This is a genomic window from Amycolatopsis sp. NBC_01286 (assembly GCF_035982555.1).
Classification (GTDB): domain Bacteria; phylum Actinomycetota; class Actinomycetes; order Mycobacteriales; family Pseudonocardiaceae; genus Amycolatopsis.
Window position 1 is genome coordinate 8,128,219 of the sequence record NZ_CP108428.1, and the last position, 26,170, is coordinate 8,154,388.

The 26,170-nt window shown below is 72.4% G+C and carries 24 protein-coding genes; 17 read left to right on the forward strand and 7 right to left on the reverse strand.

Annotated elements, in window-relative coordinates; translation table 11 throughout:
• The first annotated feature begins 4 nt into the window (after positions 1–4).
• Complete coding sequence (locus tag OG570_RS37000; protein ID WP_326953496.1) at positions 5–727, forward strand: SDR family NAD(P)-dependent oxidoreductase; 723 nt, start codon at positions 5–7, stop codon at positions 725–727.
• On the opposite strand, the gene OG570_RS37005 is transcribed toward OG570_RS37000, so the two are convergent.
• Positions 728–2,020: an amidohydrolase gene (locus tag OG570_RS37005; RefSeq protein ID WP_326953497.1), complete on the reverse strand. Its 1,293-nt coding sequence runs from the start codon at positions 2,018–2,020 to the stop codon at positions 728–730.
• A gap of 56 nt (positions 2,021–2,076) precedes the next feature.
• Between OG570_RS37005 and OG570_RS37010 the strand changes: the two genes are divergently transcribed.
• From OG570_RS37010 to OG570_RS37020, 3 genes are read left to right on the forward strand one after another with little or no spacing between them, the layout of a single operon-like run.
• Positions 2,077–3,177: a zinc-binding dehydrogenase gene (locus tag OG570_RS37010; RefSeq protein ID WP_326960268.1), complete on the forward strand. Its 1,101-nt coding sequence runs from the start codon at positions 2,077–2,079 to the stop codon at positions 3,175–3,177.
• A 10-nt stretch (positions 3,178–3,187) separates the two neighbouring features.
• Positions 3,188–4,138 carry an aldo/keto reductase gene (locus OG570_RS37015; RefSeq protein ID WP_326953498.1) on the forward strand — a complete coding sequence of 317 codons (951 nt, stop codon included), beginning with the start codon at positions 3,188–3,190 and terminating at the stop codon, positions 4,136–4,138.
• Positions 4,135–4,986: an alpha/beta hydrolase gene (locus OG570_RS37020; RefSeq protein WP_442788216.1), complete on the forward strand. Its 852-nt coding sequence runs from the start codon at positions 4,135–4,137 to the stop codon at positions 4,984–4,986. Before OG570_RS37015 ends, OG570_RS37020 begins: the two co-directional genes overlap by 4 nt.
• Here OG570_RS37020 and OG570_RS37025 read toward each other — a convergent pair.
• Complete coding sequence (locus tag OG570_RS37025) at positions 4,970–6,379, reverse strand: GMC family oxidoreductase (protein ID WP_326953499.1); 1,410 nt, start codon at positions 6,377–6,379, stop codon at positions 4,970–4,972. The two genes, OG570_RS37020 and OG570_RS37025, sit on opposite strands and share 17 nt — an antisense overlap.
• 135 nt (positions 6,380–6,514) lie before the next feature.
• On the opposite strand from OG570_RS37025, the gene OG570_RS37030 reads away from it, so the two are divergent.
• The 6 genes from OG570_RS37030 (at position 6,515) to hpaD (ending at position 13,619) form a co-directional block, all read left to right on the forward strand.
• On the forward strand, positions 6,515–7,951 hold the full coding sequence (locus OG570_RS37030; RefSeq protein ID WP_326953500.1) for an aldehyde dehydrogenase family protein: 1,437 nt from the start codon (positions 6,515–6,517) through the stop codon (positions 7,949–7,951).
• 90 nt (positions 7,952–8,041) lie between these two features.
• Positions 8,042–9,460: a fumarylacetoacetate hydrolase family protein gene (locus tag OG570_RS37035; protein WP_326953501.1), complete on the forward strand. Its 1,419-nt coding sequence runs from the start codon at positions 8,042–8,044 to the stop codon at positions 9,458–9,460.
• A complete protein-coding gene (locus OG570_RS37040; RefSeq protein WP_326953502.1) occupies positions 9,442–10,110 on the forward strand; it encodes a GntR family transcriptional regulator in 669 nt (222 codons plus the stop codon). The genes OG570_RS37035 and OG570_RS37040 overlap by 19 nt, the downstream gene beginning before the upstream one ends.
• A gap of 16 nt (positions 10,111–10,126) precedes the next feature.
• A complete protein-coding gene (gene dapA / locus OG570_RS37045; protein ID WP_326953503.1) occupies positions 10,127–11,074 on the forward strand; it encodes a 4-hydroxy-tetrahydrodipicolinate synthase in 948 nt (315 codons plus the stop codon).
• The gene (hpaE, locus tag OG570_RS37050) at positions 11,071–12,579 is read left to right on the forward strand and encodes a 5-carboxymethyl-2-hydroxymuconate semialdehyde dehydrogenase (RefSeq protein WP_326953504.1); all 1,509 of its coding nucleotides are present in this window, start codon (positions 11,071–11,073) and stop codon (positions 12,577–12,579) included. The genes dapA and hpaE overlap by 4 nt, the downstream gene beginning before the upstream one ends.
• Positions 12,576–13,619 (forward strand): 3,4-dihydroxyphenylacetate 2,3-dioxygenase, encoded by a 1,044-nt coding sequence (gene hpaD / locus OG570_RS37055; protein ID WP_326953505.1) that lies wholly within the window; start codon positions 12,576–12,578, stop codon positions 13,617–13,619. The genes hpaE and hpaD overlap by 4 nt, the downstream gene beginning before the upstream one ends.
• Here hpaD and OG570_RS37060 read toward each other — a convergent pair.
• Positions 13,597–15,396 (reverse strand): S9 family peptidase, encoded by a 1,800-nt coding sequence (locus tag OG570_RS37060; RefSeq protein ID WP_326953506.1) that lies wholly within the window; start codon positions 15,394–15,396, stop codon positions 13,597–13,599. The genes hpaD and OG570_RS37060 overlap by 23 nt on opposite strands.
• 79 nt (positions 15,397–15,475) lie before the next feature.
• Between OG570_RS37060 and OG570_RS37065 the strand changes: the two genes are divergently transcribed.
• Positions 15,476–15,916: an ATP-binding protein gene (locus OG570_RS37065; protein WP_326949371.1), complete on the forward strand. Its 441-nt coding sequence runs from the start codon at positions 15,476–15,478 to the stop codon at positions 15,914–15,916.
• A gap of 58 nt (positions 15,917–15,974) precedes the next feature.
• Here OG570_RS37065 and OG570_RS37070 read toward each other — a convergent pair whose 3' ends face one another.
• Entirely contained in the window at positions 15,975–16,394 is a 420-nt protein-coding gene (locus OG570_RS37070; protein ID WP_326949370.1) for a DUF6292 family protein, read from the reverse strand.
• Positions 16,395–16,568: 174 nt separating this feature from the next.
• Between OG570_RS37070 and OG570_RS37075 the strand changes: the two genes are divergently transcribed.
• From OG570_RS37075 to OG570_RS37085, 3 genes are all read left to right on the forward strand, one after another.
• Positions 16,569–17,975 (forward strand): FAD-binding oxidoreductase, encoded by a 1,407-nt coding sequence (locus OG570_RS37075; RefSeq protein WP_326953507.1) that lies wholly within the window; start codon positions 16,569–16,571, stop codon positions 17,973–17,975.
• Positions 17,976–17,995: 20 nt separating this feature from the next.
• A complete protein-coding gene (locus tag OG570_RS37080) occupies positions 17,996–19,261 on the forward strand; it encodes a cyclopropane-fatty-acyl-phospholipid synthase family protein (protein ID WP_326949368.1) in 1,266 nt (421 codons plus the stop codon).
• A 99-nt stretch (positions 19,262–19,360) separates the two neighbouring features.
• The gene (locus OG570_RS37085) at positions 19,361–19,564 is read left to right on the forward strand and encodes a cold-shock protein (RefSeq protein WP_086680104.1); all 204 of its coding nucleotides are present in this window, start codon (positions 19,361–19,363) and stop codon (positions 19,562–19,564) included.
• Positions 19,565–19,639: 75 nt separating this feature from the next.
• On the opposite strand, the gene OG570_RS37090 is transcribed toward OG570_RS37085, so the two are convergent.
• Positions 19,640–19,867: a hypothetical protein gene (locus OG570_RS37090; RefSeq protein WP_326949367.1), complete on the reverse strand. Its 228-nt coding sequence runs from the start codon at positions 19,865–19,867 to the stop codon at positions 19,640–19,642.
• 282 nt (positions 19,868–20,149) lie between these two features.
• Between OG570_RS37090 and OG570_RS37095 the strand changes: the two genes are divergently transcribed.
• Positions 20,150–21,085, forward strand: coding sequence for an acyl-CoA desaturase (locus tag OG570_RS37095; RefSeq protein ID WP_326953508.1), 936 nt, complete (start codon positions 20,150–20,152; stop codon positions 21,083–21,085).
• A gap of 53 nt (positions 21,086–21,138) precedes the next feature.
• Positions 21,139–21,684, forward strand: a complete 546-nt coding sequence (locus OG570_RS37100) for a polysaccharide deacetylase family protein (protein ID WP_326953509.1) — start codon at positions 21,139–21,141, stop codon at positions 21,682–21,684.
• Between the two features lie 81 nt (positions 21,685–21,765).
• Here OG570_RS37100 and OG570_RS37105 read toward each other — a convergent pair whose 3' ends face one another.
• Positions 21,766–21,912 (reverse strand): hypothetical protein, encoded by a 147-nt coding sequence (locus OG570_RS37105; RefSeq protein WP_326953511.1) that lies wholly within the window; start codon positions 21,910–21,912, stop codon positions 21,766–21,768.
• 72 nt (positions 21,913–21,984) lie between these two features.
• Between OG570_RS37105 and OG570_RS37110 the strand changes: the two genes are divergently transcribed.
• Positions 21,985–23,043, forward strand: coding sequence for a LacI family DNA-binding transcriptional regulator (locus OG570_RS37110; RefSeq protein WP_326949364.1), 1,059 nt, complete (start codon positions 21,985–21,987; stop codon positions 23,041–23,043).
• 83 nt (positions 23,044–23,126) lie between these two features.
• Here OG570_RS37110 and OG570_RS37115 read toward each other — a convergent pair whose 3' ends face one another.
• Complete coding sequence (locus OG570_RS37115; protein WP_326953512.1) at positions 23,127–26,156, reverse strand: glycosyl hydrolase 115 family protein; 3,030 nt, start codon at positions 26,154–26,156, stop codon at positions 23,127–23,129.
• Positions 26,157–26,170: the final 14 nt, after the last annotated feature.

The window sequence follows — 26,170 nt, forward strand, 5'->3', positions numbered from 1 at the left end:
TAGAATGAAACAGCGAATCGTGGTGGTGACCGGCGGCGCGAGCGGGATCGGCCGGGGCGTCACCGAAGGTTTCCTCGCCGCGGGCGACCGCGTGATCGTCGCCGACGTCGACGCCCGCGCGGCCCACGACACCGGCCGGGACCACGTCGAGCTCGACATCTCCGACCCGACGTCCGTCGACGCGGCGGTTTCGCTGGTGACGCGGCAGTTCGGGCCGATCGACGTGCTGGTCAACAACGCCGGGCTGGCGGGTGGCGGCGGCCCGCTGACCGCGCTCGACGTCGAGGTGTTCGACCGTTGCGTGCGCGTCAACTTCCGCGGCACGTTCCTGATGACACGTGCGGTCGGCGCGCACATGACCGAAGCGGGCACGCGGGGCGCGATCGTGAACGTCTCGTCGATCGGCGCCCGCCAGCCGACCCCCGGGCTGGGTCACTACGAGGCCACCAAGGCGGCCGTCGACGCGCTGACCCGGTCCGCGGCCCTCGAACTGGCACCGCACGGGATCCGGGTCAACGCCGTCGCGCCCGGCCCGGTGCTCACGCCGATGACCGCCGGGTTCGCCGCCGACACCGCGGCCCGCGCGGCCTGGGAGTCGCGGATCCCGTTGGGCCGCATCGCCTCCGTCGAGGACGTCGTGCCGGCGGTGGTGTTCCTGGCCTCGCCCGCCGCCGGGCACATCACCGGCGTGAGCCTGGCGGTCGACGGCGGCCAGCTGCTCACCTGACTATCCCTTGTGGACGATCCGGCCGTCGGTCACGGTCAGCTCGACCGCGACCGACGGCAGGTCGGCCAGGGCGACGCCATGGGGGTCCGCCGCCAGGACGCAGAAGTCCGCGGCCATCCCGGGCGCAAGGGTCCCCTTCCAGCTCGCGGACCCGTCCTGCACCGCGGCTTCGGTGGTGTAACAGCGCAGCAACCGTGCCGTCAGGTCCGGCGTCACCCCACGTGCCCCCAGCAGCTCGCCGGCCGCGGCGAGGTGCACCCGCCAGTCCGGGGTGACGACCGGCGCGTCGCTGCTCAAGGTCAGCGGGACGCCGGACGCCAGGATCTCCCGCAGTGGCCACGCGTTCGCGGCGACGTCGACCCCCAGCGCGGCCGCGACCATCGGGCGCATGGCCGTCGCGATGGCGGGCTGGGTGGTCAGGCCGACACCGCGGGCCGCCATCCGGCGCAGCTGCGCCGGCGTGACGAGGTCGCCGTGCACGAGGTGGTCACCGCGGCGCAGGTGCGCGAGCGCGGCCTCGATGCTGCGCTCCCCCGTCGCGTGGACGCCGACGACCAGGCCGGCATCGTGCGCCGCACTGATCATCGCGCCCAGGTTGCCCGCGCGGGCGTCGTCGTCCGGGCCGTCGACGAGCAGGGCGCCGTGACCGCCGTCGGCGTAGCAGTGGTGTGTCCAGGCCGTGCCCATCGGCGGGATGCCGTCGGCGAAGATCTTGACGCCGGTGACGGCCAGCCACTCCGGATCCGCTTGCGGCACGGGCGTTTCGAGACCGCGCTTGAAGTCCGGCAGCGAACTGGCGCCGTCCAGGAGCCCGAACAGACGCAGGACGGTGACCCGCGCCCGCAGCAGCCCTTCCCGGTGCAGAGTGGCGTATTCGTCGAGGACCGCCGCCGAGAAGCAGCCGGTTTCGCCGGGGCCGAGACCGGGTTCGGTGTAGCTGGTGATGCCCAGCGACGCGCAGAGGTCGCCCGCGCGCAGGATCGCCGCTCGCCGCTCCGCCGAGGTCGTCACCGGCGCCTCGTCGTGCGGCGGGCCGAGCAGCGGGTGCGGCCAGCGGGCGCCCAGCCAGGTCGCGTGCAGGTGGGCGTCGTTGATCCCGGGCAGCACCGTGCGCCCGGCGAGGTCGACGACCTCGGTGTCCGGTCCGATGCAGGCGGTCAGGTCGGCACCGGCCGCGACGATCCGGCCGCCGTGGACAGCGAGGCCGTCCGCCACCGTGCCCAGCCGGTCGAAGGTGTGGACGGTCCCCCCGCGCACGATCAGGTCGGCCGGGTGGATCCGTTGGCTCGTCATGGTTTCCTCCCGGATCTGGACTTTTTCTTCCACGACTGTAGACTAAAAAGATGGCACTGCCCACCCGCACCGAGGCCGCGGTCCTCACCGGCCACCACGCGCCCCTCGAACTGCGCGAACTCCCCCTGCCGGAACCGGAACCCGGCGCCGCGCTGGTCCGGCTCACCTGCACCACGTTGTGCGGCACCGACGTCCACCTGTGGGCCGGGCAGATGAGCTTCCCCGGCATTCTCCCGATGGTGCTCGGGCACGAGATGGTCGGCGAGGTCGTCGCCGCCGGAGCCGGCACCACCGACACTCTCGGCCGGGAGATCAAGCCGGGCGACCGGATCGGCTGGTCGGAGTCGGTCTGCGGGAAGTGCTTCGGCTGCACGATCCTGCGCGAGCCCGTCGCCTGCGAGTCGCGTGGTTACGGTTTCCTCCAGCGGTCCGACCGGTTCCCCTACGCGACCGGCGGGCTCGCGCGGCACTGTTACGTCACGCCCGGCGCGGCGAAACTCCTGCTGCCCGACGACGTCGCGGACACCTGGGCGTCGATGTCGGGCTGCGCGGGCAAGACCGTGCTGCGGGCCGTCGCCCGCTCCGGCGGGATCCGTCCGAACGCGACAGTCGTCGTCCAGGGCGCCGGCGCGCTCGGCGTGTTCGCCACGGCGGTCGCGCGGCTCTGCGGCGCGGGTACGGTGCTCACCGTCGGCGGCCCGGCGAGCCGCCTGGAGACGGCGGTGCGCTTCGGCGCCACGGCGACGATCCCCGTCGACACCTCGGCCGAAGAACGCATCGAGCGGGTCAAGGAACTGACCGGTGGCCGCGGCGCGGACCACGTTTTCGACTTCGCCGGCGGCCCGACGATCGGCGAGGAGGCGGTCGCCTTCGCCGCGCAACGCGGCACGGTCGCGATCGTCGGGTCGACCGGTCCGGCGCCCGCCCCCGTGCCGCTGGGCACGGTGATGGGCAAGGAACTGACCATCGTGGGCTCGCTCAACGGCGACATCGCCGACTACCACCGCTCGGTCGGGTTCTTCCGCGCCTTCGCCGGGCGGATGCCGTGGGACGAGCTGTTCAGCCCGCCCGTCGGGCTGTCCGGCGCGTCCGACGCCGTCGAGTCGATGTCCCGGCTCGGCGAGCTCAAAGCCGTCATCGACCCCCGACTGCCCTAGGAGGGTTTTCGTGAGCATTCCCCAGCGCCGCATCGGCCGCGACGGCCCGCACACCGGCGTCCTGTCGCTCGGCTCGTGGCACACCTACGACCGGATGGACTTCCGCGAGGCGGTGACGCTGCTGCGCACCGCCGTCGACGCCGGGATCACCCTGTTCGACGTCGGCGTCTACGGCTTTCCCGGCAGCGACCCGGTGTTCACCGACGTGCTGTTCTCCGCGATGGTCCGCGCCGCGGGCCTGCGCCGCGACGACTACCTGCTGTCCTCGAAACTGTGGCTCGAGGGTTATCCCGGGCACAGCCTGCGGGAGCAGCTGGAGAACGCGTTCTTCCGCGCCGGCGTCGAGCACGCCGATCTCGTGATCCTCGGGGACCTGCGCCGCGACGACACCGACCTGCACGCGCTCGTCCGCGATCTGGCCGAGCTGCACGAGGCCGGGCTGATCCGGCAGTGGGGCGTGAACAACTGGTCGGCCTCGACGATCCGCGCGGTGCACGACTTCGCGCTCGCCGACGGCGTGCCCGGGCCGGCCATCGCCCAGCTGAAGTACAGCGTCGCGCGACGGTCCATTCCGGACGGTGCGCCGTTCGCCGCGGTGTTCGACGACCTCGGCGTCACGCTCCAGGCGTCGGACGTCTTCGAGGGTGGCGTGCTGCTCGGCAAGGGCGGCCGCCAGGTCGGCCGCGACCCGGGTGACGTCCGGCAGCGCATCGCCGACTCCGCCGAGGGGATCCGGAAGGTCGCCGGGAGCCTCGGTGCGACGGCCGCCCAGCTGTGCCTCGCCTTCACCCTCACCCACCCGGCCACCACGACGACGTTGTTCGGCGCCACCAGCGTCCGGCAGCTGGAGGACAACCTGGCCGCGGTCGGCCTCCTGGAGCGGGTGGGTGCCACCGAGCTGCGGGCGCTCGTGGAGCCGTTCTGGGCCGACCGCGACGCCGTCGACCCGGAGGGGCCGTGACCGGCCCGCAGCTGCCGCTGTCCGCGTCGACGCTGCCCGCGATCCGGGAGGCGATGCGCAACCCGACCTGCGCGGAGGCGGTCGGCGACCGGGACATCACCTGGTCGGACCACGTCGTGCCCGGCACCGGCGTCGTCGTCACCGTGCTGCGGCCGCGCGAACCGACGGCCGCGCTGTTCAGCATCCACGGCGGTGGCATGGTCATGGACGACCGGTTCGCCGACCTGCCCCGGCTGGTCGCGCTGATCGAGGAGTTCGGGTTCGTGGCCGCGACCGTCGAGTACCGGCTGGCGCCGGAACACCCGCACCCCGCGCCCCTCGAAGACTGCTACGCGGGCCTCGTGTGGTTCGCCGCGGAGGTGGGCCTCGACCGCCTGGTCGTGGCAGGTGGCAGCGCGGGCGGCGGGCTCGCCGCCGGGTGCGCGTTGCTGGCCCGCGACCGCGGCGGCCCGGCACTGGCGGGCCAGCTACTGCTGTGCCCGATGCTCGACGACCGCACGGCGGTGGACGTCCCGGACGCGGTGTGGACCCGCGAGGCCAACGACTTCGGCTGGCGAAGCCTGCTGGCCGGGCAGACGTCGCCCTACGCGGCGCCGGCCCGGATGACGGACCTGGGCGGCCTGCCCCCGGCGTTCGTCGAGGTGGGCGGGGCGGAGATCTTCCGCGACGAGGACGTCGCGTACGCCCAGCGGCTGGCCCGGGCCGGGGTCCCGACGGAACTGCACGTCTGGGCGGGCGCCCACCACGGCTTCGACCGCTTCGCCCCGGACGCGGAGGTGACCCGCGCGGCCCTCGCGGCCCGGTCGTCGTGGCTGCGGCGCCTGCTGGGCGCTACAGGCCGAGGATGAACCGCGCCGCCTGCTCCCCCACCAGCACCGCGGGCGCGTTGGTGTTGCCCGTCGGCACCCGGGGCAGCACCGACGCGTCCGCGACCCGCAGCCCCTCCAGCCCGTGCACCTTGAGGTCCGGGCTCACCACGGTCCCCAGTCCGCACGTGCCGACCTGGTGGTGGTAGGTGATCGCCGTGCGGCGGACGTATTCGCGCACGTCGTCGTCCGGTGCCGGGTACAGCTGCCGCGCGCCCCACCCGGCGGCCAGGGCCGGGGCTCGGCCGACCGCGAGACACTGCTCCACCGACGCCACCAGGCTCTCGAAGTCCGCCGGCGCGGACAGCACGCCCAGGTCGATCAGCAACCCGCCGTCCGGTGACAGCCGGACGCTGCCGCGGCTCTCCGGCGTCACCATGCCCGCCATCAGCGAGAACCCGGTCGGCGGCCCGGTCATCCACGGCTCGTACATCGGCACGCTGAAGCAGATCGGCTGCGTGTCGGGCACCGCGAGCCCCGGACGGCTGCGCCAGAACCAGTGGACCTGCGTGACTGACCGGCCCGCCACTGGCGGCTCGACAGGACGATCCGTCGCGAAGATCACCGGTGCGAGCAGGTGATCGTGCAGGTTGCGCCCGACGGGCAGATCGGCGACGACGTCAACGTTCAGTTCGTCCGCCGGGCCGACGCCGCTGCGCAGCAGGATGGCCGGCGACGCCAGCGCGCCCGCCGCCAGCACGACCAGATCGGCGGACAGCTCCCGCACCGCACCACCGATCGAGGCCACCACTCCGGTGGCACGCGAGCCCTTGAACACGACCCGGTGGACCAGCGCTCCCGTGTGGACAGTCATCCGGGAAGCCACCGGCGAAGCGTAGGCGCGCCACGTGGTGACACGGCGGCCTTCGCGAGCCGTGATCCGCTCGACCGAGACGCCGTCCTGCGTGGCACCGTTGTAGTCCGGGTTGAACGGCAAGCCGATCGAGACGGCGGCGTCCACAATGGACTGCTGGATCGGGTGCAGCGGCTCGTTCGGCACGATCGTGAGGAGGTCCTTCTCGACGCGCTCGAACACCGGGCGGACGTCGTCCCAGGTCCAGCCCGGCACACCCCAGCCGTCGTAGTCGGCGGGCGCGCCGCGGACCCAGATCATCGCGTTGAGCGCGTGCGAACCGCCGAGCACCTTGCCCCGCGGCAGGTGCAGCCGCCGGTTCGCCGCGTGCGGCTGCGGAACCGTGTGGTGGTCCCAGTCCTCCGGGCCGTGCCACAGCTCCCCGGCCCGCGCCGGGTCGTGGACGGCGGGGTTGACGTCCGGACCGCCCGCCTCCAGCAGCGTCACCGCCGCACCCGCGTCGACCAGCCGCCGGGCCACCACGCACCCGGCCGAACCCGCGCCCACCACGATCACGTCCATGGGCCCAGCCTGACGCGCGTCCCGGCCGCCGGGGCGGATCCCTTCGCCGTCAGTCAACCGGCATGCGTGAGCGGACAAGACCCGCGGCCGCCTCGCGCCCGATACTCGGTCCACCCCACGAAGGAGGAACCCGGGATGGCGACACGCCTGTGCATCGACGGCCAGTGGACCGAGGCCGGCGGCGGTGCCCTTCCCACGCTCGACCCGGCCACCGGCCGCGTGCTCGAGGAGGTCGGCACCGCGTCGCGGGCCGACGTCGACGCCGCCGTCGCGGCCGCCCGGCGCGCGCTGACCGCGCCGGCGTGGGCCGGGCTGCTCCCGGTGCAGCGAGCCGCGCTGCTGTTCCGGCTCGCCGACCTGATCGACGCGCACCACGAGGAGCTGGCCCAGCTGGAGACCCGCGACCAGGGTCAGCCGATCGGGGTGTCCCGGCAGGTGAGCGCCACCGGCGCGGCCGAGCACTTCCGGTACTTCGCGGGCTGGGTGACGAAGCTGCAGGGCACCACGAACCCGGTGTCGTTCCCGGACACGCTGCACTACACCCGCCGTGAGCCGGTCGGGGTGAACGCGCTGATCACGCCGTGGAACTTCCCGCTGATGATCCTCGCCTGGAAGCTCGCGCCGGCGCTCGCCACCGGCAACACCGTGGTGATCAAGCCGAGCGAGGTCACGCCCCTGACCAGCATCCGCCTGGTCGAACTGGCCCACGAAGCCGGGATCCCGCCGGGCGTCGTCAACCTCGTCACCGGGGACGGCGCGGTCGGCGCGATGCTCAGCGAGCACCACGGCGTCGACCACCTCTCCTACACCGGCTCGACGGCCGTCGGGAAGCTGATCACCGCGGCGAGTGCGGCGTCCAACCTCAAACGGCTCACGCTCGAACTCGGTGGCAAAGCCCCGAGCATCATCGCGGCCGACGCCGACATCGACGCCGCCGTCGCGGGCAACCTCGCCGGGGCGACGCTCAACACCGGCCAGGTCTGCGCGGCCTACACGCGCTTCTACGTCGACCGCAAGCGCGAGCAGGAGTTCGTCGGCAAGCTCGCCCGCGGCCTCGAAGGCCTGCGGCTCGGCCCCGGCGCCGAGGAAAGCACCCAGCTCGGGCCGCTGGTGTCGGACAAGCACCGCGAGCACGTCGACTTCCTCGTCACCACCGGCCGCGAACAGGGCGCCGACCTGGTGACCGGCGGCGGCCCGGTCGACGGCGACGGCTACTTCTACCGGCCGACGCTGTTCGCCGGCGTCACCGACGGGATGGCGGTCATGCGCGAGGAGATCTTCGGACCGGTCCTGGCCGTCACCGCCTACGACGACGGCGACGACGTGCTCGGCCGCGCCAACGACACCGAGTACGGCCTGGCCGCGACCATCTGGACCCGCGACATCCGCACCGCCCAGCGCTACGCCGACGGGATCCGGGCCGGCGCGGTGTTCGTCAACATGCCCCCGGTCCCGGACATGGCCGCGCCGTGGGGCGGCTACAAGGCGTCCGGCTGGGGCCGCGAGATGGGCCCGTGGGCCCTCGACGTCTACACCGAGACCAAGTCGGTCTGGCTGCACTACGGCTACTGAAAAGCGGGCTGCCGAACGGGGGTTTCCCCGGACGTCAGATCGTATATTATTTGGGATATCTTCGCCCGAACCGGCAGGCAGGAACCACGGATGACCAGCATCGCGCGGCCCGGCAAGATCATCGCGCTGCACCTGAACTACCGCTCCCGCGCCGCGCAACGCGGCCGGGTCCCCGAGCAGCCGTCGTACTTCCTCAAGCCGCCTACGTCGGTCGCGGCGAGCGGAGACGTCCTCGAGCGCCCGGCCGGCACCGAGCTGCTCGGCTTCGAGGGCGAGATCGCACTGGTCATCGGCCGGCTCGCCCGCCGCGTCTCCCCCGACGACGGCTGGGCGTACGTCGGCGGCGTCACCGCGGCCAACGACTTCGGCGTCTACGACCTGCGCTACGCCGACAAGGGCAGCAACCTGCGCTCGAAGGGCGGTGACGGCTTCACCCCGCTCGGCCCGGCCCTCCTGACCGCCGCGGACGTCGACCCGGCCGCGCTGCGGCTGCGGACCTGGCTCAACGGCGACCTCGTCCAGGACGACACCACCGCCGATCTGCTGTTCGGCTTCGGCCGGCTGGTCGCCGACCTCTCGCAGCTCATCACCCTCGAACCCGGCGACGTCGTGCTCACCGGCACCCCGGCGGGCGCCTCGGTGGCCGGCCCGGGTGACGTCGTCGAGGTCGAGGTCAGCGCCGGAGGGCACACCACCGGCCGTCTGGTCACGCCGATCGCGGCCGGCACCGTCCCGTTCGGACCGTTCGGCGCGCTCCCCCGCGTCGACGAGCAGCAGCGCGCGGACGCCCACGGGACGGCCGAGCCGGAGTTCACCTTGACGCCGGAACTGCGGGCGCGGATCGAATCCGTCGGCACCGCAACACTTTCCGTCCAGCTCCGCAAGCGCGGGTACCACGACGTCTTCATCGAGGGCCTCACCTCGACCCGGCCCGGCGCCCGGCTGACCGGCCGCGCGCGGACCCTGCGTTACCTGCCCTACCGCGAGGACCTGTTCCGCGCGCACGGCGGCGGCTACAACGCGCAGAAACGCGCGATCGACGCCCTCGGCCCCGGTGACGTCCTGGTCATGGAGGCCCGCGGCGAACGCGGCACCGGGACCGTCGGCGACATCCTGGCGCTGCGCGCGCAGGTCACCGGCGCGGCCGGGATCGTCACCGACGGCGGCGTCCGCGACCTGGCCGCGGTGTCCGCTTTGGACATTCCGACCTACCACGCCGGGCCGCACCCGGCGGTGCTCGGGCGGCGGCACGTGCCGTGGGACGTCGACGTCGCGATCGCCTGCGGTGGCGCGGCCGTCTGCCCCGGCGACGTCATCGCCGGTGACGGCGACGGCGTGCTCGTCATCCCGCCGCACCTGGTCGAGGAGGTCGTCGACGCGGCGATCGAGCAGGAGCGGCAGGAGACGTTCATCGCCGAGCAGGTCGCCGCGGGCGAGCGCGTCGAAGGCCTCTACCCGCTGGACGAGCACTGGCGCGGAAGGTACGCCGCATGGCTCGCGCAACGGTGACCGGCGCCGCGCTGAGCAAGTCGCGCATCGCCTACGAATGGATCAAGGCCCGCATCGGCGACGGCACCTTCTCCCCCGGCTACCGCCTCGTCCTCGGCCAGCTCGCGCAGGAGCTCGGCGTCAGCGTGGTGCCCGTCCGCGAAGCGATCCGGCTGCTGGAAGCCGAAGGACTCGTCACGTTCGAACGGAACGTCGGCGCGCAGGTCGCGATGGTCGACGAGCGCGAGTACCAGCACACGATGCAGACCCTCGCGCTGGTGGAGGGCTACGCGGCCGCCCTGGCCGCGCCCCTGCTGCCGGCGGGCGCGCTCGACGAGGCCCGCGAGCTGAACGCCCAGCTCGCGGACTGCCTCGGGCACTTCGAGCCCGCGCGGTTCACGGCGCTCAACCGGGACTTCCACGCGGTGCTGTTCGGCGCCTGTCCCAACCCGCAGGTGCTCGACCTGGTCGAGCGCGGCTGGAACCGGCTCAGCGGCCTGCGGACCTCGACGTTCAGCTTCGTACCCGGCCGCGCCCACGAGTCGGTGGCCGAGCACGAAGCCATCCTCGGCCTGCTCGACGACGGCGCCCCCGCGGCCGACGTCGAGCGGGCCGTGCGTGACCACCGGCTGGCCACCCTGAACACCTTCCTGGCCCACCGCCACCCCTGACGCAGAAGGGAAACCCATGCGATTCCGCTCCGACCCCCAGGCGATCCGCGGGTCGATCGCGCCGCTGATGACACCGTTCACCGCCGACGGCGCGGTGGACCACGACGGCCTCACCAACCTCGTGCGCTGGCAGCTCGCGTCCGGCACCCACGGCATCTCGATCGGCGGCTCCACCGGCGAGCCCGGGTCCCAGACGGTCGCCGAACGCGCCGAGGCGATCCGCACGGTCGCCGCGGCCGTCGGCGACCGCGTCCCGATCGCCGCGGGCACCGGCTCCGCGAAGCTGGACGAGACCCTGGAGCTGACGGCCGCCGGGCGCGACGCCGGGATCGACGCGGCGCTCGTCATCACGCCGTACTACGCGCGCCCGACCCAGGACGCCCTGTTCGTCTGGTACCGCACGGTCGCCGACGAGTTCCCCGACCTGCCGATCGTCGCCTACAACGTGCCCAGCCGCACCGCCGTGGACCTCGCGCCGGAGACCGTCGCGCGGCTGTTCCGCTCGTGCGACAACTTCGTCGGCATCAAGGAGACGACCAAGGACTTCGAGCACTTCTCGCGCGTGCTGCACCTGTGCGGGCGGGAGCTGATCGTGTGGTCCGGGATCGAGCTGCTCTGCCTGCCCCTGCTGGCCCTCGGCGGCGCCGGGTTCGTCAGCGCGACGGCGAACATCGCCCCCGCCGCCTGCGCCGAGATGTACGAGGCCTGGCAGGCCGGCGACCTCGAACGCGCACGGGAGATCCACTACGGCCTGCACCCGCTGGTCGACCTGCTGTTCGTCGAGACCAACCCGGCGCCCGGCAAGTGGGTCCTCGAACACCGCGGGCTGATCGGGTCCGGCCACGTCCGGCCGCCGCTGCTCCCGCCGTCCGAAGCCGGCGTCGCCCGGATCAAGGACTTCCTGGCCGAAGGCGCGAAGTACCTCTCGCCGGCCGAAGGCTTCACCGTGGAAGGAAAGTCATGAGTCACCACGTCCCGGAAGGACTGCCGGGCGAGCTGAAGCACTACATCGGCGGGCAGCTCGTCGACAGCGTCTCGGGCAAGACCTTCGACGTGCTCGACCCGGTGTCGAACACCCCGTACGTCACCGCCGCCGCGGGCCAGACCGAGGACGTCGACCGGGCCGTCGCCGCGGCACGCACGGCGTTCGTCGAGGGCCCTTGGCCACGGCTGGCGCCGCGCGCGCGGGCCCGGGTGCTGAACAAGATCGCCGACGCCGTCGAGGCCCAGGACGCCCGGCTGGCCGAGCTGGAGACGTTCGACACCGGCCTGCCGATCACCCAGGCCCTGGGCCAGGCGCAGCGCGCGGCCGAGAACTTCCGGTTCTTCGCCGACCTCGTCGTCGCCCAGGCCGACGACACCTACCAGGTGCCCGGACGGCAGGTGAACTACGTGCACCGCAAGCCGGTCGGCGTCGCCGGGCTGATCACGCCGTGGAACACGCCGTTCATGCTGGAGAGCTGGAAGCTCGCGCCCGCGCTGGCGTCCGGCTGCACGGTGGTGCTGAAGCCGGCCGAGTTCACGCCGCTGTCGGCGAGCCTCTGGGCGGCGATCTTCGCCGGCGCGGGCCTGCCCGACGGCGTGTTCAACCTGGTCAACGGCTTCGGCGAGGAAGCGGGCGACGCGCTCGTCAAGCACCCCGACGTCCCGCTGATCTCGTTCACCGGCGAGTCCACGACGGGTCAGACGATCTTCCGCAACTGCGCGACCGGGCTCAAGGGCATGTCGATGGAGCTGGGCGGCAAGTCCCCGGCGATCGTCTTCGCCGACGCCGATCTCGACGCCGCGCTCGACTCGACGTTGTTCGGCGTGTTCTCGCTCAACGGCGAACGCTGCACCGCGGGCAGCCGGATCCTGATCGAGCGCCCGATCTACGACGAGTTCTGCGAACGCTACGCCGAGCGGGCGCGCAACATCGTCGTCGGCGACCCGCACGACCCGGCCACCGAGGTCGGCGCGCTGGTGCACCCCGAGCACTACGACAAGGTGATGCGGTACGTCGAGCTGGGCAAGTCCGAGGGGCGCCTGCTCGCCGGCGGCGGCCGTCCGTCCGGTGTGGACACTGGCAACTACGTCGCGCCGACGGTGTTCGCCGACGTCGCGCCGGACGCCCGGATCTTCCAGGAGGAGATCTTCGGCCCGGTCGTCGCGCTGACGCCGTTCGACACCGAAGCCGAAGCCTTGGCGCTGGCCAACGACGTCAAGTACGGGCTGGCCGCCTACCTCTGGACGTCGAACCTGGAGCGGGCGCACACCTTCGCGCAGTCGGTCGAGGCCGGGATGGTCTGGCTGAACTCGCACAACGTCCGCGACCTGCGCACGCCGTTCGGCGGGGTCAAGGCGTCCGGCCTCGGCCAGGAGGGCGGCTACCGCTCCCTCGACTTCTACACCCACCAGCAGGCGATCCACGTCTCGCTCGGGCCGGTGCACACGGCCCGCTTCGGCAGCGTCCGGAAAGGACAGTCATGACCGCCACCCCGCCGGACGTCCTGCGCTGCGCGTACGCCGAACTCGTCGTCACGGACTTGGCCGCGTCCCGCGACTTCTACGTCGGCGTGCTCGGGCTCGTCGTGACGCACGAGGACGACGAAGCGCTGTATCTGCGGGCGTTCGAGGAGTACCTGCACCATTCGCTGGTGCTGAGGAAGGGCGCGACGCCCGCGCTGGCCGTGCTCGGCTACCGCGTCCGGAGCGCGGCCGACCTCGACCTCGCCGAGGCGTACTACCGCGCCCTCGGCTGCCGGGTCGAGCGCCGCGCGGCGGGCGCGACCCGTGGCATCGGCGAGGCCGTCCGCGTCGAAGACCCGCTCGGGTTCCCGGTGGAGTTCTTCTGCGAGGCCGAGCACGTCGAGCGGTTCACCCAGCGCTACGACGTCCACGGCGCCGGCGCGCTGGCGCGGCTGGACCACTTCAACCTCGACACCCCGGACGTCCCGGCGGCCCGGAAGTACTACGAGGGCCTGGGTTTCCGCGTCTCGGAGGACATCCAGGACGACGCGGGCACGGTGTACGCGGCCTGGATGTTCCGCAAGCCGACGGTGCACGACGTCGCCCTCACCGGCGGCGACGGGCCGCGGCTGCACCACATCGCGTTCGCGAGCCACGAGCGGACGCAGATCCTGCACCTCTGCGACCACCTCGGCGCGCTGCGCCAGTCCGGCATGATCGAACGCGGGCCGGGCCGCCACGGCGTGTCGAACGCGTTCTACCTCTACGTCCGCGACCCGGACGGGCACCGGATCGAGATCTACACGCACGACTACTACACCGGCGACCCGGACAACCCGGTGATCACCTGGGACGTGCACGACAACCAGCGCCGCGACTGGTGGGGCAACCCGGTGGTGCCGAGCTGGTACGCCGACGCGTCGACCGTCCTGGACCTGGACGGCAAGCCGCAGCCGCTGGTCGCCCGGGCCGAGGCGCGCGAAGCCGACGTCACCATCGGCGCCGACGGCTTCTCGTACACGTCGAAGGACGCCGAATTCAAGCTGGGCGAACAGGTTTGAGCCACCGGGTGAACCACTCGCGGGTGCGGTGCAGGAAATCGAGCTGGTGCTCGCGGCCGCGCAGCGAGTGGTTCTCCCCCGGGTAGACGGCGAACTCGTGCTCGACGCCGAAGTGGCGCAGCGCGCGGTGGAGGAACTCGGCCTGCGAGAGCGGGACGTTCGTGTCGTCCGCGCCGTGCAGCAGCAGGATCGGCGTCCGGATGTCGGCGGCGTAGGAGATCGGGCTGTTCCGGTCGTGCCGGTGCGGGCCCGGGCCCTCCCAGCCGATGCTGCCGCCCAGCGCCCCCTCGAAGGGGGCGCCCTGCTCGCCGGTGGCGGCCATCATGCCCCAGTCGCTGATGCCCGCGTTGACGTACGCCGCCGCGAAGCGGTCGCTGCGCGCGGCCGCCCAGGCGGCGAGGAACCCGCCGTGGCTGCCGCCGCCGATGCCGAGCCGGTCCGGATCGGCGACACCGGCGTCGATCAGCAGGTCGATGCCGGTGAGGATGTCCGTCCACTCCGCGCCGCCGACCTCACCGGCGACGGAAACGGCGAACGCGTGGCCGTGGCCCTGGCTGCCGCGCGGGTTGGGCAGGAAGGCGGCGAACCCGTCGTCGGCCAGCCACCGCGCCTGCCGGAACCAGCCGACCATGAAGCGGTCGGCGTAGCGGTCGTACGGACCGCCGTGCGCCAGCGTGACCAGCGGGAACGGGCCGTCCTGGCGGGTGGTGCCGGGTGGGAGGACGAGCAGGCCGTCCAGCTCCAGGCCGTCGTCGGCGCGGTAGGCCAGGCGCTCCTGCGGGCCCCAGGTCCTGGCGCGCAGCTCCGGGCTGCTGTCGGTGAGCCGGGTCAGCGGGCCCGCCGGGGGGCCGACGTGGACGTCGTCGGGCTCGGTCGCGGTGCTCGCGACCACGGCGACGACACCGCCGCCGTGGCTCAGGAAGTCGAGGGAGCCCGGCGCGTGGGTGATCCCGGTGAACCTGCGTGTGGCCGGGTCGAGCCGCCGGATCGTGGTGTCGAAGCCTTCGGCGAACAGGGCGAGCGGCGGGCCGTCGTCGACCTGGACGAGTTCCACCGGGCAGACGTCCATCCCCTCGGTGAGGTCGGTGCCGTCCTCGGCGTCGAAGATCGCGTAACCGCCGACGAGCCCGGGCCGGGTCACGCCGCGGTAGAGGAGGCGGTCGTCCCACCAGGTGAGCGCGGACGCCTCGACGGCCGGGGCGGGCAGGTCGCGGCCGCCGACTACGTGGAGCCGCGGTTCGAGCATGCCGGGATCGGGGTCGGCGACCGGCCAGGTCAGCACGGCGAGCGGGCCGCCGCCCGGATGGGCCGCGACCTCAACGACGTGCCGGTCACCGAGGTCGCCGTGCGGCCGGACGTCGCCGGTGGTCAGGTCGAGCAGCCACAGCCGGTCGGGCGGGCTCGGCACGCGCAGGTACGGGTCTTTCGCGGGCTCATCGCCGGGCCCGACGAGGGCCACGAGATCGCCGGGCAGCGGGACGCAGGCGGTGACGGCCCGGTCCGTGAGGCGTTCGGCGTTCCCGCTGAGCGGGACCCGGTGGAGCCGCTCGGCGGCCAGGTAGAACACCGAGCCGGAGTCCGGGGCCCACCGGGGTGCCTCGGCCGTGCCGGCCAGCCGGCGCGGTGGCGCACCGCCGCCGGCGGGGACGAGCCACAGGTCACCGGCCTTCCGGCCCCCGGTCGTCGTCAGGTACACGACCCAGCGGCCGTCGGGGGAAACCCGCGGCTCCCTCGGGACGATCCGGTCGACGACGGCTTCGGCGCTCAAGTTCCCCATGAACGCAGTCTGGCAGCCATCCGCGCGACCGGTGGCGCCGAACTCCTGGTGGGCGTGTCCGGGTGCGAGGGAGCGATGGATGGACGGCGAAGCACTGCCCCCGGGCTGGGACCTGGTCGTGGAGCGGCTCAGCCTGCGGGTCGCCACGGCCGCGGAGCTGACCGTCGACCTCACGACGCGGCCGGCGCTGCGCCGGATCCGCTCGACCGTCGCCGGCTGCCTCGGCTTCGGGCGGACGAAGGACGAGCCGCTCGGCGCGCTGCTGCTCGTGGTCGACGAGCTGGTCGGCAACGCCTACGACCACACCCCGCGCCCGTCCTGGCTGCGGGTGACGCGCGAACTGCGCGGCCTGCTGGTCGAGGTCGTCGACGAAGACCCGTCGGTCGAGCGCGTCGCGGCCGGCGGCGGCCACGGCCTGCAGCTGGTCGAACAGCTGTCGCTGGGGTGGGGCGTGCGCGCGACCGAACCGGGCAAGACGGTGTGGGCGCTCGTCCCGGCCCAGCTGTTCCGCGAACACTGACCGCTCACGGCCCGTTCCCCGGCGTGAGATCGCGGACGGCCTGGAACCCCGGCCGCGGTCATTCCGCCGGGAGCGCGCCGAGCAGCTCCTCGTGGTGGCCCGCCGCCCGCAGGACCGGCGCGTCGAGCAGCCCCGCGGCGGGGTCGCCGGCGCGCACGGCGGCGAGGAACCGCACGACGGCGCGGGGTTCGGGCAGCACTTCGCCGCCGAGGTAGGCCAGCACGACGGCGTCGCCGCCGGAGTCCTCCAGCGCCACGGCCCAGCCGTGCACCTCGTCCCAGACGAGGGCGAGATCGTGCCCGGGGAAGCGGCGCAGCCGCCAGTCCAGGGCGACGTAGGCCGACACCGGGGTGTCGAGGTCGATGGTGCCGGACTCCGGCCCGACCCCCACGGCCCGGGCGACCGCCCCCAGGTAACCGCGCAACCGCCGCTCGAACGAGAACTCCGTGTCGCGCCCGAAATCGATGGAAATGCTCAACGCCGCCTCGCTTTCCCCGTCGGCGCGGGATCTTCCGCGCCCTCGTTCGGGACCCGATCGCGGATACCCCACGCCCCCGTGGATCAACCACGGGATCGGGGCCGGTTCCGGCCAACGGGACAACGAGCGGACAGGCACGGTGCGCTGACTTCCCCCGTGAGGCAGGATCGGGGTGTGACGATCGATCAGGCCGGTGCGCCCCAGGCCCGCCCGGGCCCGGCCTTCCCCGAACACGAATCCCGCGTCGACGACCTCAGGCGGCAGCTGGCGGCGGTCGCCGGCGAAGCCACGGTCCGGCTGGCGAAGCGGACGTCGAACCTCTTCCGCTCCCGCACCTCGGCCGGGCACCCCGGCCTGGACGTCTCCGGGTTCACCCACGTGCTGCGCGTCGACCCGGAGACGCTGACCGCCGACGTCGAAGGCATGGTCACCTACGAGCAACTGGTCGACGCCACGCTGCCGCACGGGCTGATGCCCCTGGTGGTGCCACAGCTCAAGACGATCACCCTCGGCGGCGCGGTCACCGGCCTCGGCATCGAGTCGAGCTCGTTCCGCAGCGGCATGCCGCACGAGTCGGTGCTGGAGCTGGAGATCATGACCGGCGACGGCGGCATCGTCGTCGCCACGCCGGACAACGAGCACCGCGACCTGTTCCACGGCTTCCCGAACTCCTACGGCACGCTCGGGTACGCGCTGCGCCTGCGGATCCGGCTGGAACCGGTGAAGCCGTTCGTGAAGGTGCGCCACGTCCGCCACCACGACCGCGAGGCGCTGTTCGCGGCCCTCGGTGAGGTCTGTACCACTCGGACGTACGAGGGCGAGGCGGTCGACTTCGTCGACGGCACCGTGTTCGGCCCGGACGAGCTGTACCTCACGCTGGGCACGTTCACCGACACCGCGCCGGCGACGAGCGACTACACCTGGCTCGACATCTACTACCGCTCGATCCAGCGCCGCGAGACCGACCACCTCACCGTCCGTGACTACCTGTGGCGCTGGGACACCGACTGGTTCTGGTGCTCGCGCGCCTTCGGCGTCCAGTCCCGGCTGCCCCGGCTGCTGATGGGCCGCCGCTTCCTGCGCTCCTCGGTCTACTGGAAGCTCGTCGCGCTCGACCGCCGCTTCGGGATCGCCGCCAAGCTCCTCAAGCTCCGGCGGATGCCGCCCGAGGAGACGATCGTGCAGGACATCGAGGTGCCGCTGAGCCGGGCCGCGGACTTCCTCGAGTTCTTCGAGCGGGAGATCCCGATCAGCCCGGTGTGGATCTGCCCGCTGCGCCAGCGCCCCGGCGGGGTGCGCTGGCCGCTCTACGAACTGGACCCCGAAGAGCTCTACGTCAACTTCGGGTTCTGGTCTTCGGTACCCCTGGACCCGGGCGAACGCGACGGCGTCCACAATCGGCTGATCGAAGCCGAGGTCACCCGCCTCGGCGGCCACAAGTCGCTCTACTCGGACAGCTTCTACTCCGAGGAAGAGTTCTGGCGCCTCTACAACGGGGACGCCTACCGGGAGCTCAAACGGGCCTACGACCCGGACGGCCGGTTGCTCGGCCTCTACGAGAAGTGCGTCCGGCGCCGGTGAACGCCCTGAAAGGAACGAACGTGACCAAGGCAACCATCCCGGTCGGCGAAGTCTTCGCACGCCTGCTCGGCCCCAGCTCCACGGTGTCCATCACCGCCTACGACGGCACCGGCACCGGTCCGGCCGACGCGCCGGTGGCCATCGAGGTCCGCTCGCCGCTCGCGCTGGACTACCTGATCTCCTCCCCCGGTGACCTCGGCCTGGCCCGCGCGTACGTCGCCGGCGCCATCGACGTCAAGGGCGACCTCTACACGGCGCTGCACGCGCTGGCGGCCCAGGTCGACCAGCTGACCCCAGCCGACCGCGTCTGGCTGCTGCGCAAGCTCGGGCCCGCCCACCTGCGCCGCGTCGAGCCGCCCGCCGAGGAGCTGCCCGGCCGGTTCCGGCGGAGCCTGTCCGGCCTGCGGCACTCGAAGGAGCGCGACAGCAGCGCGATCTCGAACCACTACGACGTCTCCAACCGGTTCTACGAGCTGGTCCTCGGGCCGTCCATGGCCTACACCTGCGCCGTGTTCCCCGAGGACGGCGCCACGCTGGAGCAGGCCCAAGAGCACAAGTTCGACCTGGTCTGCCGCAAGCTCGGCCTCAAGCCCGGCATGAAGCTGCTCGACGTCGGCTGCGGCTGGGGCGGCATGGTCGCGCACGCCGTCCGCCACTACGGCGTCGAGGCGCTCGGGGTCACACTTTCGCGTGAACAAGCGCAGTGGGCGCAGAAGAACATCGTCGCCCTCGGCCTGGCCGACCGCGCCGAGATCCGGCACCTCGACTACCGGGACGTCACCGAAACCGGGTTCGACGCGATCTCGTCGATCGGCCTGACCGAGCACATCGGCGCCCGCAACGTGCCCGGCTACTTCCGCTTCCTGGCCGCCAAGCTCAAGCCGCACGGGCGGCTGCTCAACCACTGCATCACCAACCCGGACTCGAGCGTCGCGCACCGCTCCCGGGGCTTCATCGACCGCTACGTCTTCCCGGACGGCGAGCTGGAGGCCCCCGGCGAGCTGATGACGGCCATGCACGACAGCGGCCTGGAGGTGCGGCACTCGGAGAACCTCCGCGAGCACTACGCGACCACCCTGGCCGGCTGGTGCGCCAACCTCGACGAGCACTGGGACGAGGCCGTCGCCGAGGCCGGGGCGGGCCGGAGCCGGGTGTGGGCGCTCTACCTCGCGGCCTGCCGGTTGGCGTTCGAACGGCGGGAAATCGAGCTCCACCAGATCCTCGGCGTACGCACCGACAACCAGGGCGGAATGGGGATGCCGCTGCGTCCCGACTGGGGCGTTTGAGACCGGGCGTGCCTCTCGCGCGCACTTCTGCGAGGATAGTCACGAGACCGGGCGTCCGAACGGGGCGGCCAGGCTCACTGATGAGAAGTAGGTATGGGTATGGCTCAGGGCAGTGTCAAGTGGTTCAACGGTGAAAAGGGCTTCGGCTTCATCGCTCAGGATGGCGGGGGTCCGGACGTGTTCGTCCACTACTCCGAGATCCAGGGCACCGGCTTCAAGTCGCTCGACGAGGGCCAGCGTGTGGAGTTCGAAATCGGCCAGGGCCAGAAGGGCCCCCAGGCCCAGCGGGTCAGCGTCATCTGAACCACGCGACATTGGAATGCCCTCGCCCCCTCGGGGCGGGGGCATTCCCCTTTTCCGGGGCTCTCCGACGCCCCGTCAGCGGTTGGACGTCGGGAACCGGCGGCCGGGGGTGCCGAGGGCGACGAGCTCGGTGTACTGGGCCTGCCAGGACTGCTCGGTGGCCAGCAGGTCGGCCAGGCGCTGGGTCCAGCCGGCGTCGACGGTGGCCTCGGCGGTGCCGAGGTGCCGGTGGGTCTCGTCGCGGGCCTTGAGCCATTCGGAGAGGGTCGGGTCCAGCGCGGGTCCACCTGCTCGTTCTGCCATCCGCCCACCGTACTGCGCCGGTGCGCGCCCCAGGTCCGCTCGTTCGCCACACTGCGGGCTCACACGCGGCTCAGGTAGCCTCGGAAACACGGGAGCACCTCGTAGGCCGGCGCAGTGCCGGGCGCACTCCCGTCCTCGGCCCTTGACGGCCGGGCGCCGGCAGGAGCGGCGACCGTGCGGCGGGCCGCGCGTACACAGCTGATCGAGCCGGGTGTCCCGCGTCCCCGGCCTCCCGCGCAGGACCCCCTCCGCGCGTGGCGAAGACCTCGAAACGAGTGGTGCATGACCTCACCCACCCCGGTGAAACCCCGACCTGCCCCGAAGCCGGTCCTCTCCGGCAAGCAGACCATCCCCGAGCTGCTCACCATCCGCGCTTTCCTCCTCATCCCGTTCCTCGCGCTCGCCGCGGCGGTCCCGGTGTTCTGGGGCTGGGGCGTCAGCTGGCTGGACCTGGCGATCGGCGGCGGCTTCTTCGTCGTCTCGACGCTCGGGATCACCATCGGCTACCACCGCTACTTCACGCACGGCGCGTTCCGGGCGAAGCGGGCGCTGCGCATCGCGCTCGCCGTCGCCGGCGGCCTCGCCGCCCAGGGCCCCGTGATCACCTGGGTGGCCGACCACCGCCGCCACCACGCGTTCTCCGACCGCGAGGGCGACCCGCACTCCCCGTGGCTGTTCGGCACGTCCCCGATCGCGCTGGCCCGCGGCTTCTGGCACGCGCACATGGGCTGGCTCTTCGGCCGCGACAAGACCAACATCGAGCGGTTCGCCCCCGACCTGGCCGCCGACCGCGACATCCGCGTCGTCGACCGCCTGTTCCCCGTGTGGGTGGTGACGAGCCTGCTGCTCCCGGCACTGCTCGGCGGCCTGATCACGCTGTCGTGGTGGGGCGCGCTGACCGCGTTCCTGTGGGCCGGGCTGGCCCGGATCTCCTTCCAGCACCACGTGACGTGGTCGGTGAACTCGATCTGCCACATGATCGGCGAACGGCCGTTCGCGAGCCGGGACCGCTCGGCGAACTTCTGGCCGCTGGCGATCCTGTCGATGGGCGAGTCCTGGCACAACTCCCACCACGCGGACCCGACGTCGGCCCGCCACGGCGTGCAGCGCGGCCAGATCGACATCTCCGCCCGGGTGATCTGGGCGTTCGAGAAGCTCGGCTGGGCCTGGCAGGTCCGCTGGCCGACGGCCAAGCGCCTCGCCGCCATGGCGCGCTGAAAGCCCGCCGAAACTCCTTGCCGGTCGTCGCGGGCGGGGTGGACCGTGGACGGATGGACACGGTCGCCCTGACCTTCGACGACGGCCCCCACCCGGAGACGACGCCGGCGCTGCTCGCCGCACTGGGCGACGCGCCGGCGACGTTCTTCCTCCAGGGCTCCTGCGCGGCTGATCACCCGGACCTGGTCCGCGCTATCGCCGCGGCCGGGCACACCATCGGCAACCACAGCTGGACGCACCCGCGGCTGCCGTCGCTCTCCCCCGCGGCCCGGGAGCTGGAGGTGGCGCGCACGCAGGACCTGCTCGCCGGGATCACCGGCACCCGGCCCGCGCTGTTCCGGCCGCCGTACGGCGACACGGACGCTTCGGTGGCGGCCACGATCGCCGGGCACGGGCTCACCGAGGTCCTGTGGACGGTCGACACCCGCGACTGGGCCGGGGTTTCGACCGGCGATATCGTCGACGCCGCAGCCGCGGTCGAGCCGGGCGGGATCATCCTGATGCACGACGTCGGCTACGCGTCGACGGTCGCCGCAGTCCCCCGCATCCTGGCCGCGCTCGCTTCCCGGCGCCTGCGCCCGGGCGCGATCACGGGTTGATGCGCGCGTAGTCCGTCTTCGGCTTTCGGCCCGCCCGCGCACCGCCTGGACCGTGCCCCATTTTCCTCTCGTTCTCCGGCGTCACGTTGTCGAATTCCCGGGTGAGGACAGCGCGAGCGCCACCACCGCGACCAGGGCGCGTTCGACCGGAATTGCGTGCACCATGTCGTGACTCCTCGGGGAATAGGGCGATTTCCGACGATAGAAGCCGCCGTCGGCGGTGGTCAAGGTACCTTTCGGAGCAATGCTCGAAAGTTTCGAGCGTGTCCATTCCGCGCCTGATGACCTAGAATCCCCTTCATGCCAGTGAAATCCGACGATCTCGAACCCGCAGCGTCGCGGGTCACCATCGCCCGGATCGCCGCCGAGACCGGCGTTTCCGTGCCGACCGTTTCGAAGGTGCTGAACGGGCGTCCGGACGTCGCCGAAAGCACGCGCGCCCGCGTCGAAGCCGTCATCGGGAAATACGGTTACCGGCGGCGCGCCGACGAGCGTTCCCGCCGTTCCCGGCTGCTGGAACTGATGTTCCACGAACTCGAAAGCACGTGGGCGCTCGAAATCATCCGCGGGGTCGAGTACGTCGCCCGCGAAAACGGAATGGCGGTCGTGCTGGCGGAATCGTCGGGGCGGCACACGCCGGGGCAGAGCTGGCTGGAAAGCGTGCTCGCCCGGCGGCCGGTCGGCATCGTTTCGGTGTGTTCCGACTTCACGAGCGGGCAGCTGGCGAAACTGCGCGCGCGGGACATCCCGCTGGTGATCGTCGACCCCGCCGGCGCGCCCGGCCCGGAGACGCCCTCGATCGGGGCCACGAACTGGCAGGGCGGGCTGACGGCCACCCGGCACCTGGTGGAGCTGGGCCACCGCCGGATCGCGATGATCGGCGGCCCGGACGGCGTGCTGTGCAGCCGCGCCCGGATCGACGGCTACCGCACGGCGCTGGAGACGGCCGGGCTGGCGTTCGACCCGGCGCTGGTCCGCAAGGGCGACTTCCACGTCCGGTCGGGCTACCGCGAGCTGGCATCACTGCTCACCCTCCCCGACCGCCCGACGGCGGTCTTCGCCGGCAGCGACCTGCAGGCCCTGGGCGTGTACGAGGCAGCCCGCGACGCGGGTTTGAAGATCCCCACCGACCTGAGCGTGGTCGGCTTCGACGACCTCCCGGTGGCCAGGTGGCTGACCCCGGAGCTGACGACGATCCGCCAACCCCTGCAGGAAATGGCGGCGGCGGGTGCGCGGCTGGCGATCGCACTGGCCCGCGGCATGGCCCCGGAGGCGCGACGGCTGGAGCTGGCGACGAGCCTGGTGGTCCGCCACAGCACCGCGGCCCCGGCGGAGCACGTGATCCCCGCACCGCGGTGACCGGGCTGGAGCCGCCCGGCAGAGCGGTCGGTCACGGCGGACGCTCTCCGGACCGCGACCAGGCGACCAGGCGCAGCGGCTGGTCACCTTCCCAGCCTCGTGCTCTCCGGTGGTCCGAGGTAGCTCGGCCGCAGGCCGCCCGTGTCGACCACCAGTTTCTGCACCACCACCGCCGGGTCGATCATCCAGAGCTTCAGCACGTGCGGGCCCGGCGCGGCGACCACGTGCCGCGTCGAGGTCAGGTTGACGTTGTCCGATGTCGTCCGTTCCCACTGGCGGTTCATGGTCGTGTCGTCCGCGCCGGACACCTTCGTGATGTTGACGACCTGCGGGGCCGCGTCGTCCAGTGAGACCGCGTAGCGCAGCCCGTCGCCCTGCAGCACGTTGTTGCGCGGCGAAAGGTACGCCCAGACCGTCACCGGGCCGGTCGTGAACAGCGTCATCCGGTACTCCAGCCGCGGGCCCGCGCCCGCCGCGTGGCTCGGCGCCGTCACCGGGAACGGGGTCATCCCGGCGCCCGTGCGGCCGAGGTCCGGGATCCGCCGCCACGACACGCCCGCCGCGGGCACGGCGTCGCCGTGGTCGGCCTCCATCGAGACGTGCCCGCCGGCCTCGACGAACCCGTGCCGCCACGTCACCGGGAGCGAGCGGTTGACGACCATCGCGTCCACGACGACCGTGCGTCCCGCGCCCGACACCGCGATCGGCACCGTCGTGGTGCCCTTCGGCGCGCGGGCCCAGTCGATCCGCACCGTCATCCGCAGCTCCTCGTCCACCCGGCCGCCGCGCGGCTCGACGCGTACCCACGGCGCCCCGGCCGTGACGGTGCAGCGGAACGGCGTCCGCCCCCGGTTGAACACGTCGACGTACTGCGCCGGCGTGCTCTGGAACGGGCTGAACTCCGGCAGCACCGGACGTCCCGGCGCCGCGGGCCACCACTGCTCGGACCCGTCGACGGCGACCCCCATCTCGGCGGCAGCGGGAACAGAAGCCCGTTGTACCGCCGGGAAGATGACGTCCGGCAGCGCGACGTTGTCCTTCTCCGGCTGCTGCCACGGCGCGTTCGGGCCGTAGCGCGCGACGTCGCCGTAGTCGATGTGCGGCTGGGTCTGGAACCCGTTCCACTTCCCGCCCGCGATGCCGGTGTTGTACTTCGCCGCCAGCGCGAGGTCGTCGGCGAACCGGGCCTCGGTCAACGCGGCCAAGCCGTTCGCCGAAGCACGACCCTGCGCCGCGTACAGCAGGTTCGTGAACTCGGCGCGCCGCAACGCGTACAGGTTCGCCGTCGCCTCGACCTCGTACAGCACCAGCTCGTAGTAGGCGTCGCGATAAACCGCGGGCAGTCGCGAAGAGATCTTCGACGCACGCGCGGCCAGCGCCTGCCACTCGTCGGTGACCGTGTCCAGCTCGCGGTAGTTGACCAGGCTGAACGGCGTCGCCTGGTCGTCGTACACGATCGTGCCGTCGGCCTGCAGCGTGATCTTCCGGTTCAGCAGCTCCGGCTTCCGGCGCGACTGCAGCCGCCCGTAGTCGTGCAGCACCGACGCGATGTCCGACGCCGGCGCGGCACCGAAGTTCGTCGCCGCGAAGTCCCGCTCCCAGGTGGACAGTCGCGACGCGGGCAGCGCCGACGGATTCCAGGCGTAGTCGAGGAAGAACTGCAGCGGCAGCTCGTTGCCCTTCAGGTCGCCGACGTTGACGACCCACAGCCGGTCGTTGCCGTAGGAGACGGCCTGGTTCAGCTGCTCCCACGTGTTCGCGATCAGGGCGGTGTCGACCCACTTGTAGTTGCGACCGCCGCCGACGTAGTCGAAGTGGTAGTACAGCCCGTACCCGCCCGGATGCGGCGGCAACGAGAGATCCGGGTGCTTGCGGATGTTGCCCCAGTTGTCGTCGGTGAACACCACGATGACGTCGTCGGCCGGCCGCAGGCCCTGCGCCCAGTACCGCTGGACTTCCTTGTAGAGCGTCCACACCTGCGGGACGTCCGTGGTCAGCTCCCGCGCGAGGATTTCCCGTTCGGTGGCCAGGATCTCGCGCATCAGCTCGATGCCGTCGCCGTCGGGCAGGCTGACGTCGCCGTTGCCGCGCATGCCGAGCGTGACGACGCCTTCGAAGTCCTCGCGGGCCATCCGGCGGATCCCGTCGGCCCAGTAGGCCTTGATCGCCTCGCCGTTGCGGCGGAAGCTCCACTCCCCCGTGCCGCCGTACGGGTCGTGGCCGGGCGTGACGATGGTGCCCGCCGCGTCGCGGACCGCGGCGACCGCGTGCCGGTTCCACTCCTCGATCCCGCGCATCATCGGCGCCTCGTGCGAAGTGCCCATGACGACGCCGTACTCCTTGGCCGTCGCGTGGTTGAGCGGGTCGTCCTCGGCGAACGCGCGGCCCCACACCGCCGGCCACAGGTAGTTGGCCCGCAGCCGCAGCATGGTCTCGAAGACCTTCGCGAAGAACTCGTGGGTGAAGCCGCCCGGGTAGCCCGGCGCCTTGCCCGGCCCGAAGTACGCCGGTGCCCAGGTGCCGAGCGCCGGGTTCTCGTCGTTGATGAAGAACCCGCGGTACTTGACGCGGGGCGTGCCCAGGCTGAACCGCTCCCCCGGCAGGTGCAGCTCCGCGCTGCGCCGCGGCGGGACGTCGGCCCACCAGTACCACGGCGAGACGCCGATGCGCCGCGAGATCTCGTAGACGCCGTAGATCACGCCGCGCTGGTCGCTGCCGGTGAGCACCAGCGTCCCGTCGACGACCTGGCTCAGCGACGTCTCCCACTTACCGGCGACGCCGGTGACGTCGAGTCGGCCCGCGCGGACCAGGTCGTCGACCAGCGGGCTGTGGCCGAGGGTGCCGATCAGCACCACCGGCCCGTGCGCGGGGACGACGTCGATCGAGACGGCGGGCCGCACGCCCGTGACGCGCTCGACGTCGGTCGCGAGGTCGCCGGCGACCCGGCGCACCCCCGGCCGGTCCCCGGAACCCACCACGATGGTCGCGGCTTTCCCGCGCTCCACCAGGGGAAAGCCCGTGCCTGCTTCGGCGGTTCCCGGCAGCACGGCGGTTCCGGCGCCGGCCACGGCCAGCAGCTGGAGGAAGGCACGGCGGTGTACCTCGGACGTCACGGGAGACCTCCTGA

Bases quoted from the DNA above. Each gene is read 5' to 3' on its own strand.
- OG570_RS37000 (WP_326953496.1), top strand. From the start codon at position 5: ATGAAACAGCGAATCGTGGTGGTGACCGGCGGCGCGAGCGGGATCGGC.
- OG570_RS37005 (WP_326953497.1), bottom strand. From the start codon at position 2,020: ATGACGAGCCAACGGATCCACCCGGCCGACCTGATCGTGCGCGGGGGG.
- OG570_RS37025 (WP_326953499.1), bottom strand. From the start codon at position 6,379: ATGGACGTGATCGTGGTGGGCGCGGGTTCGGCCGGGTGCGTGGTGGCC.
- OG570_RS37030 (WP_326953500.1), top strand. From the start codon at position 6,515: ATGGCGACACGCCTGTGCATCGACGGCCAGTGGACCGAGGCCGGCGGC.
- OG570_RS37035 (WP_326953501.1), top strand. From the start codon at position 8,042: ATGACCAGCATCGCGCGGCCCGGCAAGATCATCGCGCTGCACCTGAAC.
- OG570_RS37040 (WP_326953502.1), top strand. From the start codon at position 9,442: ATGGCTCGCGCAACGGTGACCGGCGCCGCGCTGAGCAAGTCGCGCATC.
- dapA (WP_326953503.1), top strand. From the start codon at position 10,127: ATGCGATTCCGCTCCGACCCCCAGGCGATCCGCGGGTCGATCGCGCCG.
- hpaE (WP_326953504.1), top strand. From the start codon at position 11,071: ATGAGTCACCACGTCCCGGAAGGACTGCCGGGCGAGCTGAAGCACTAC.
- hpaD (WP_326953505.1), top strand. From the start codon at position 12,576: ATGACCGCCACCCCGCCGGACGTCCTGCGCTGCGCGTACGCCGAACTC.
- OG570_RS37060 (WP_326953506.1), bottom strand. From the start codon at position 15,396: ATGGGGAACTTGAGCGCCGAAGCCGTCGTCGACCGGATCGTCCCGAGG.
- OG570_RS37065 (WP_326949371.1), top strand. From the start codon at position 15,476: ATGGACGGCGAAGCACTGCCCCCGGGCTGGGACCTGGTCGTGGAGCGG.
- OG570_RS37085 (WP_086680104.1), top strand. From the start codon at position 19,361: ATGGCTCAGGGCAGTGTCAAGTGGTTCAACGGTGAAAAGGGCTTCGGC.
- OG570_RS37090 (WP_326949367.1), bottom strand. From the start codon at position 19,867: ATGGCAGAACGAGCAGGTGGACCCGCGCTGGACCCGACCCTCTCCGAA.
- OG570_RS37095 (WP_326953508.1), top strand. From the start codon at position 20,150: ATGACCTCACCCACCCCGGTGAAACCCCGACCTGCCCCGAAGCCGGTC.
- OG570_RS37100 (WP_326953509.1), top strand. From the start codon at position 21,139: ATGGACACGGTCGCCCTGACCTTCGACGACGGCCCCCACCCGGAGACG.
- OG570_RS37110 (WP_326949364.1), top strand. From the start codon at position 21,985: ATGCCAGTGAAATCCGACGATCTCGAACCCGCAGCGTCGCGGGTCACC.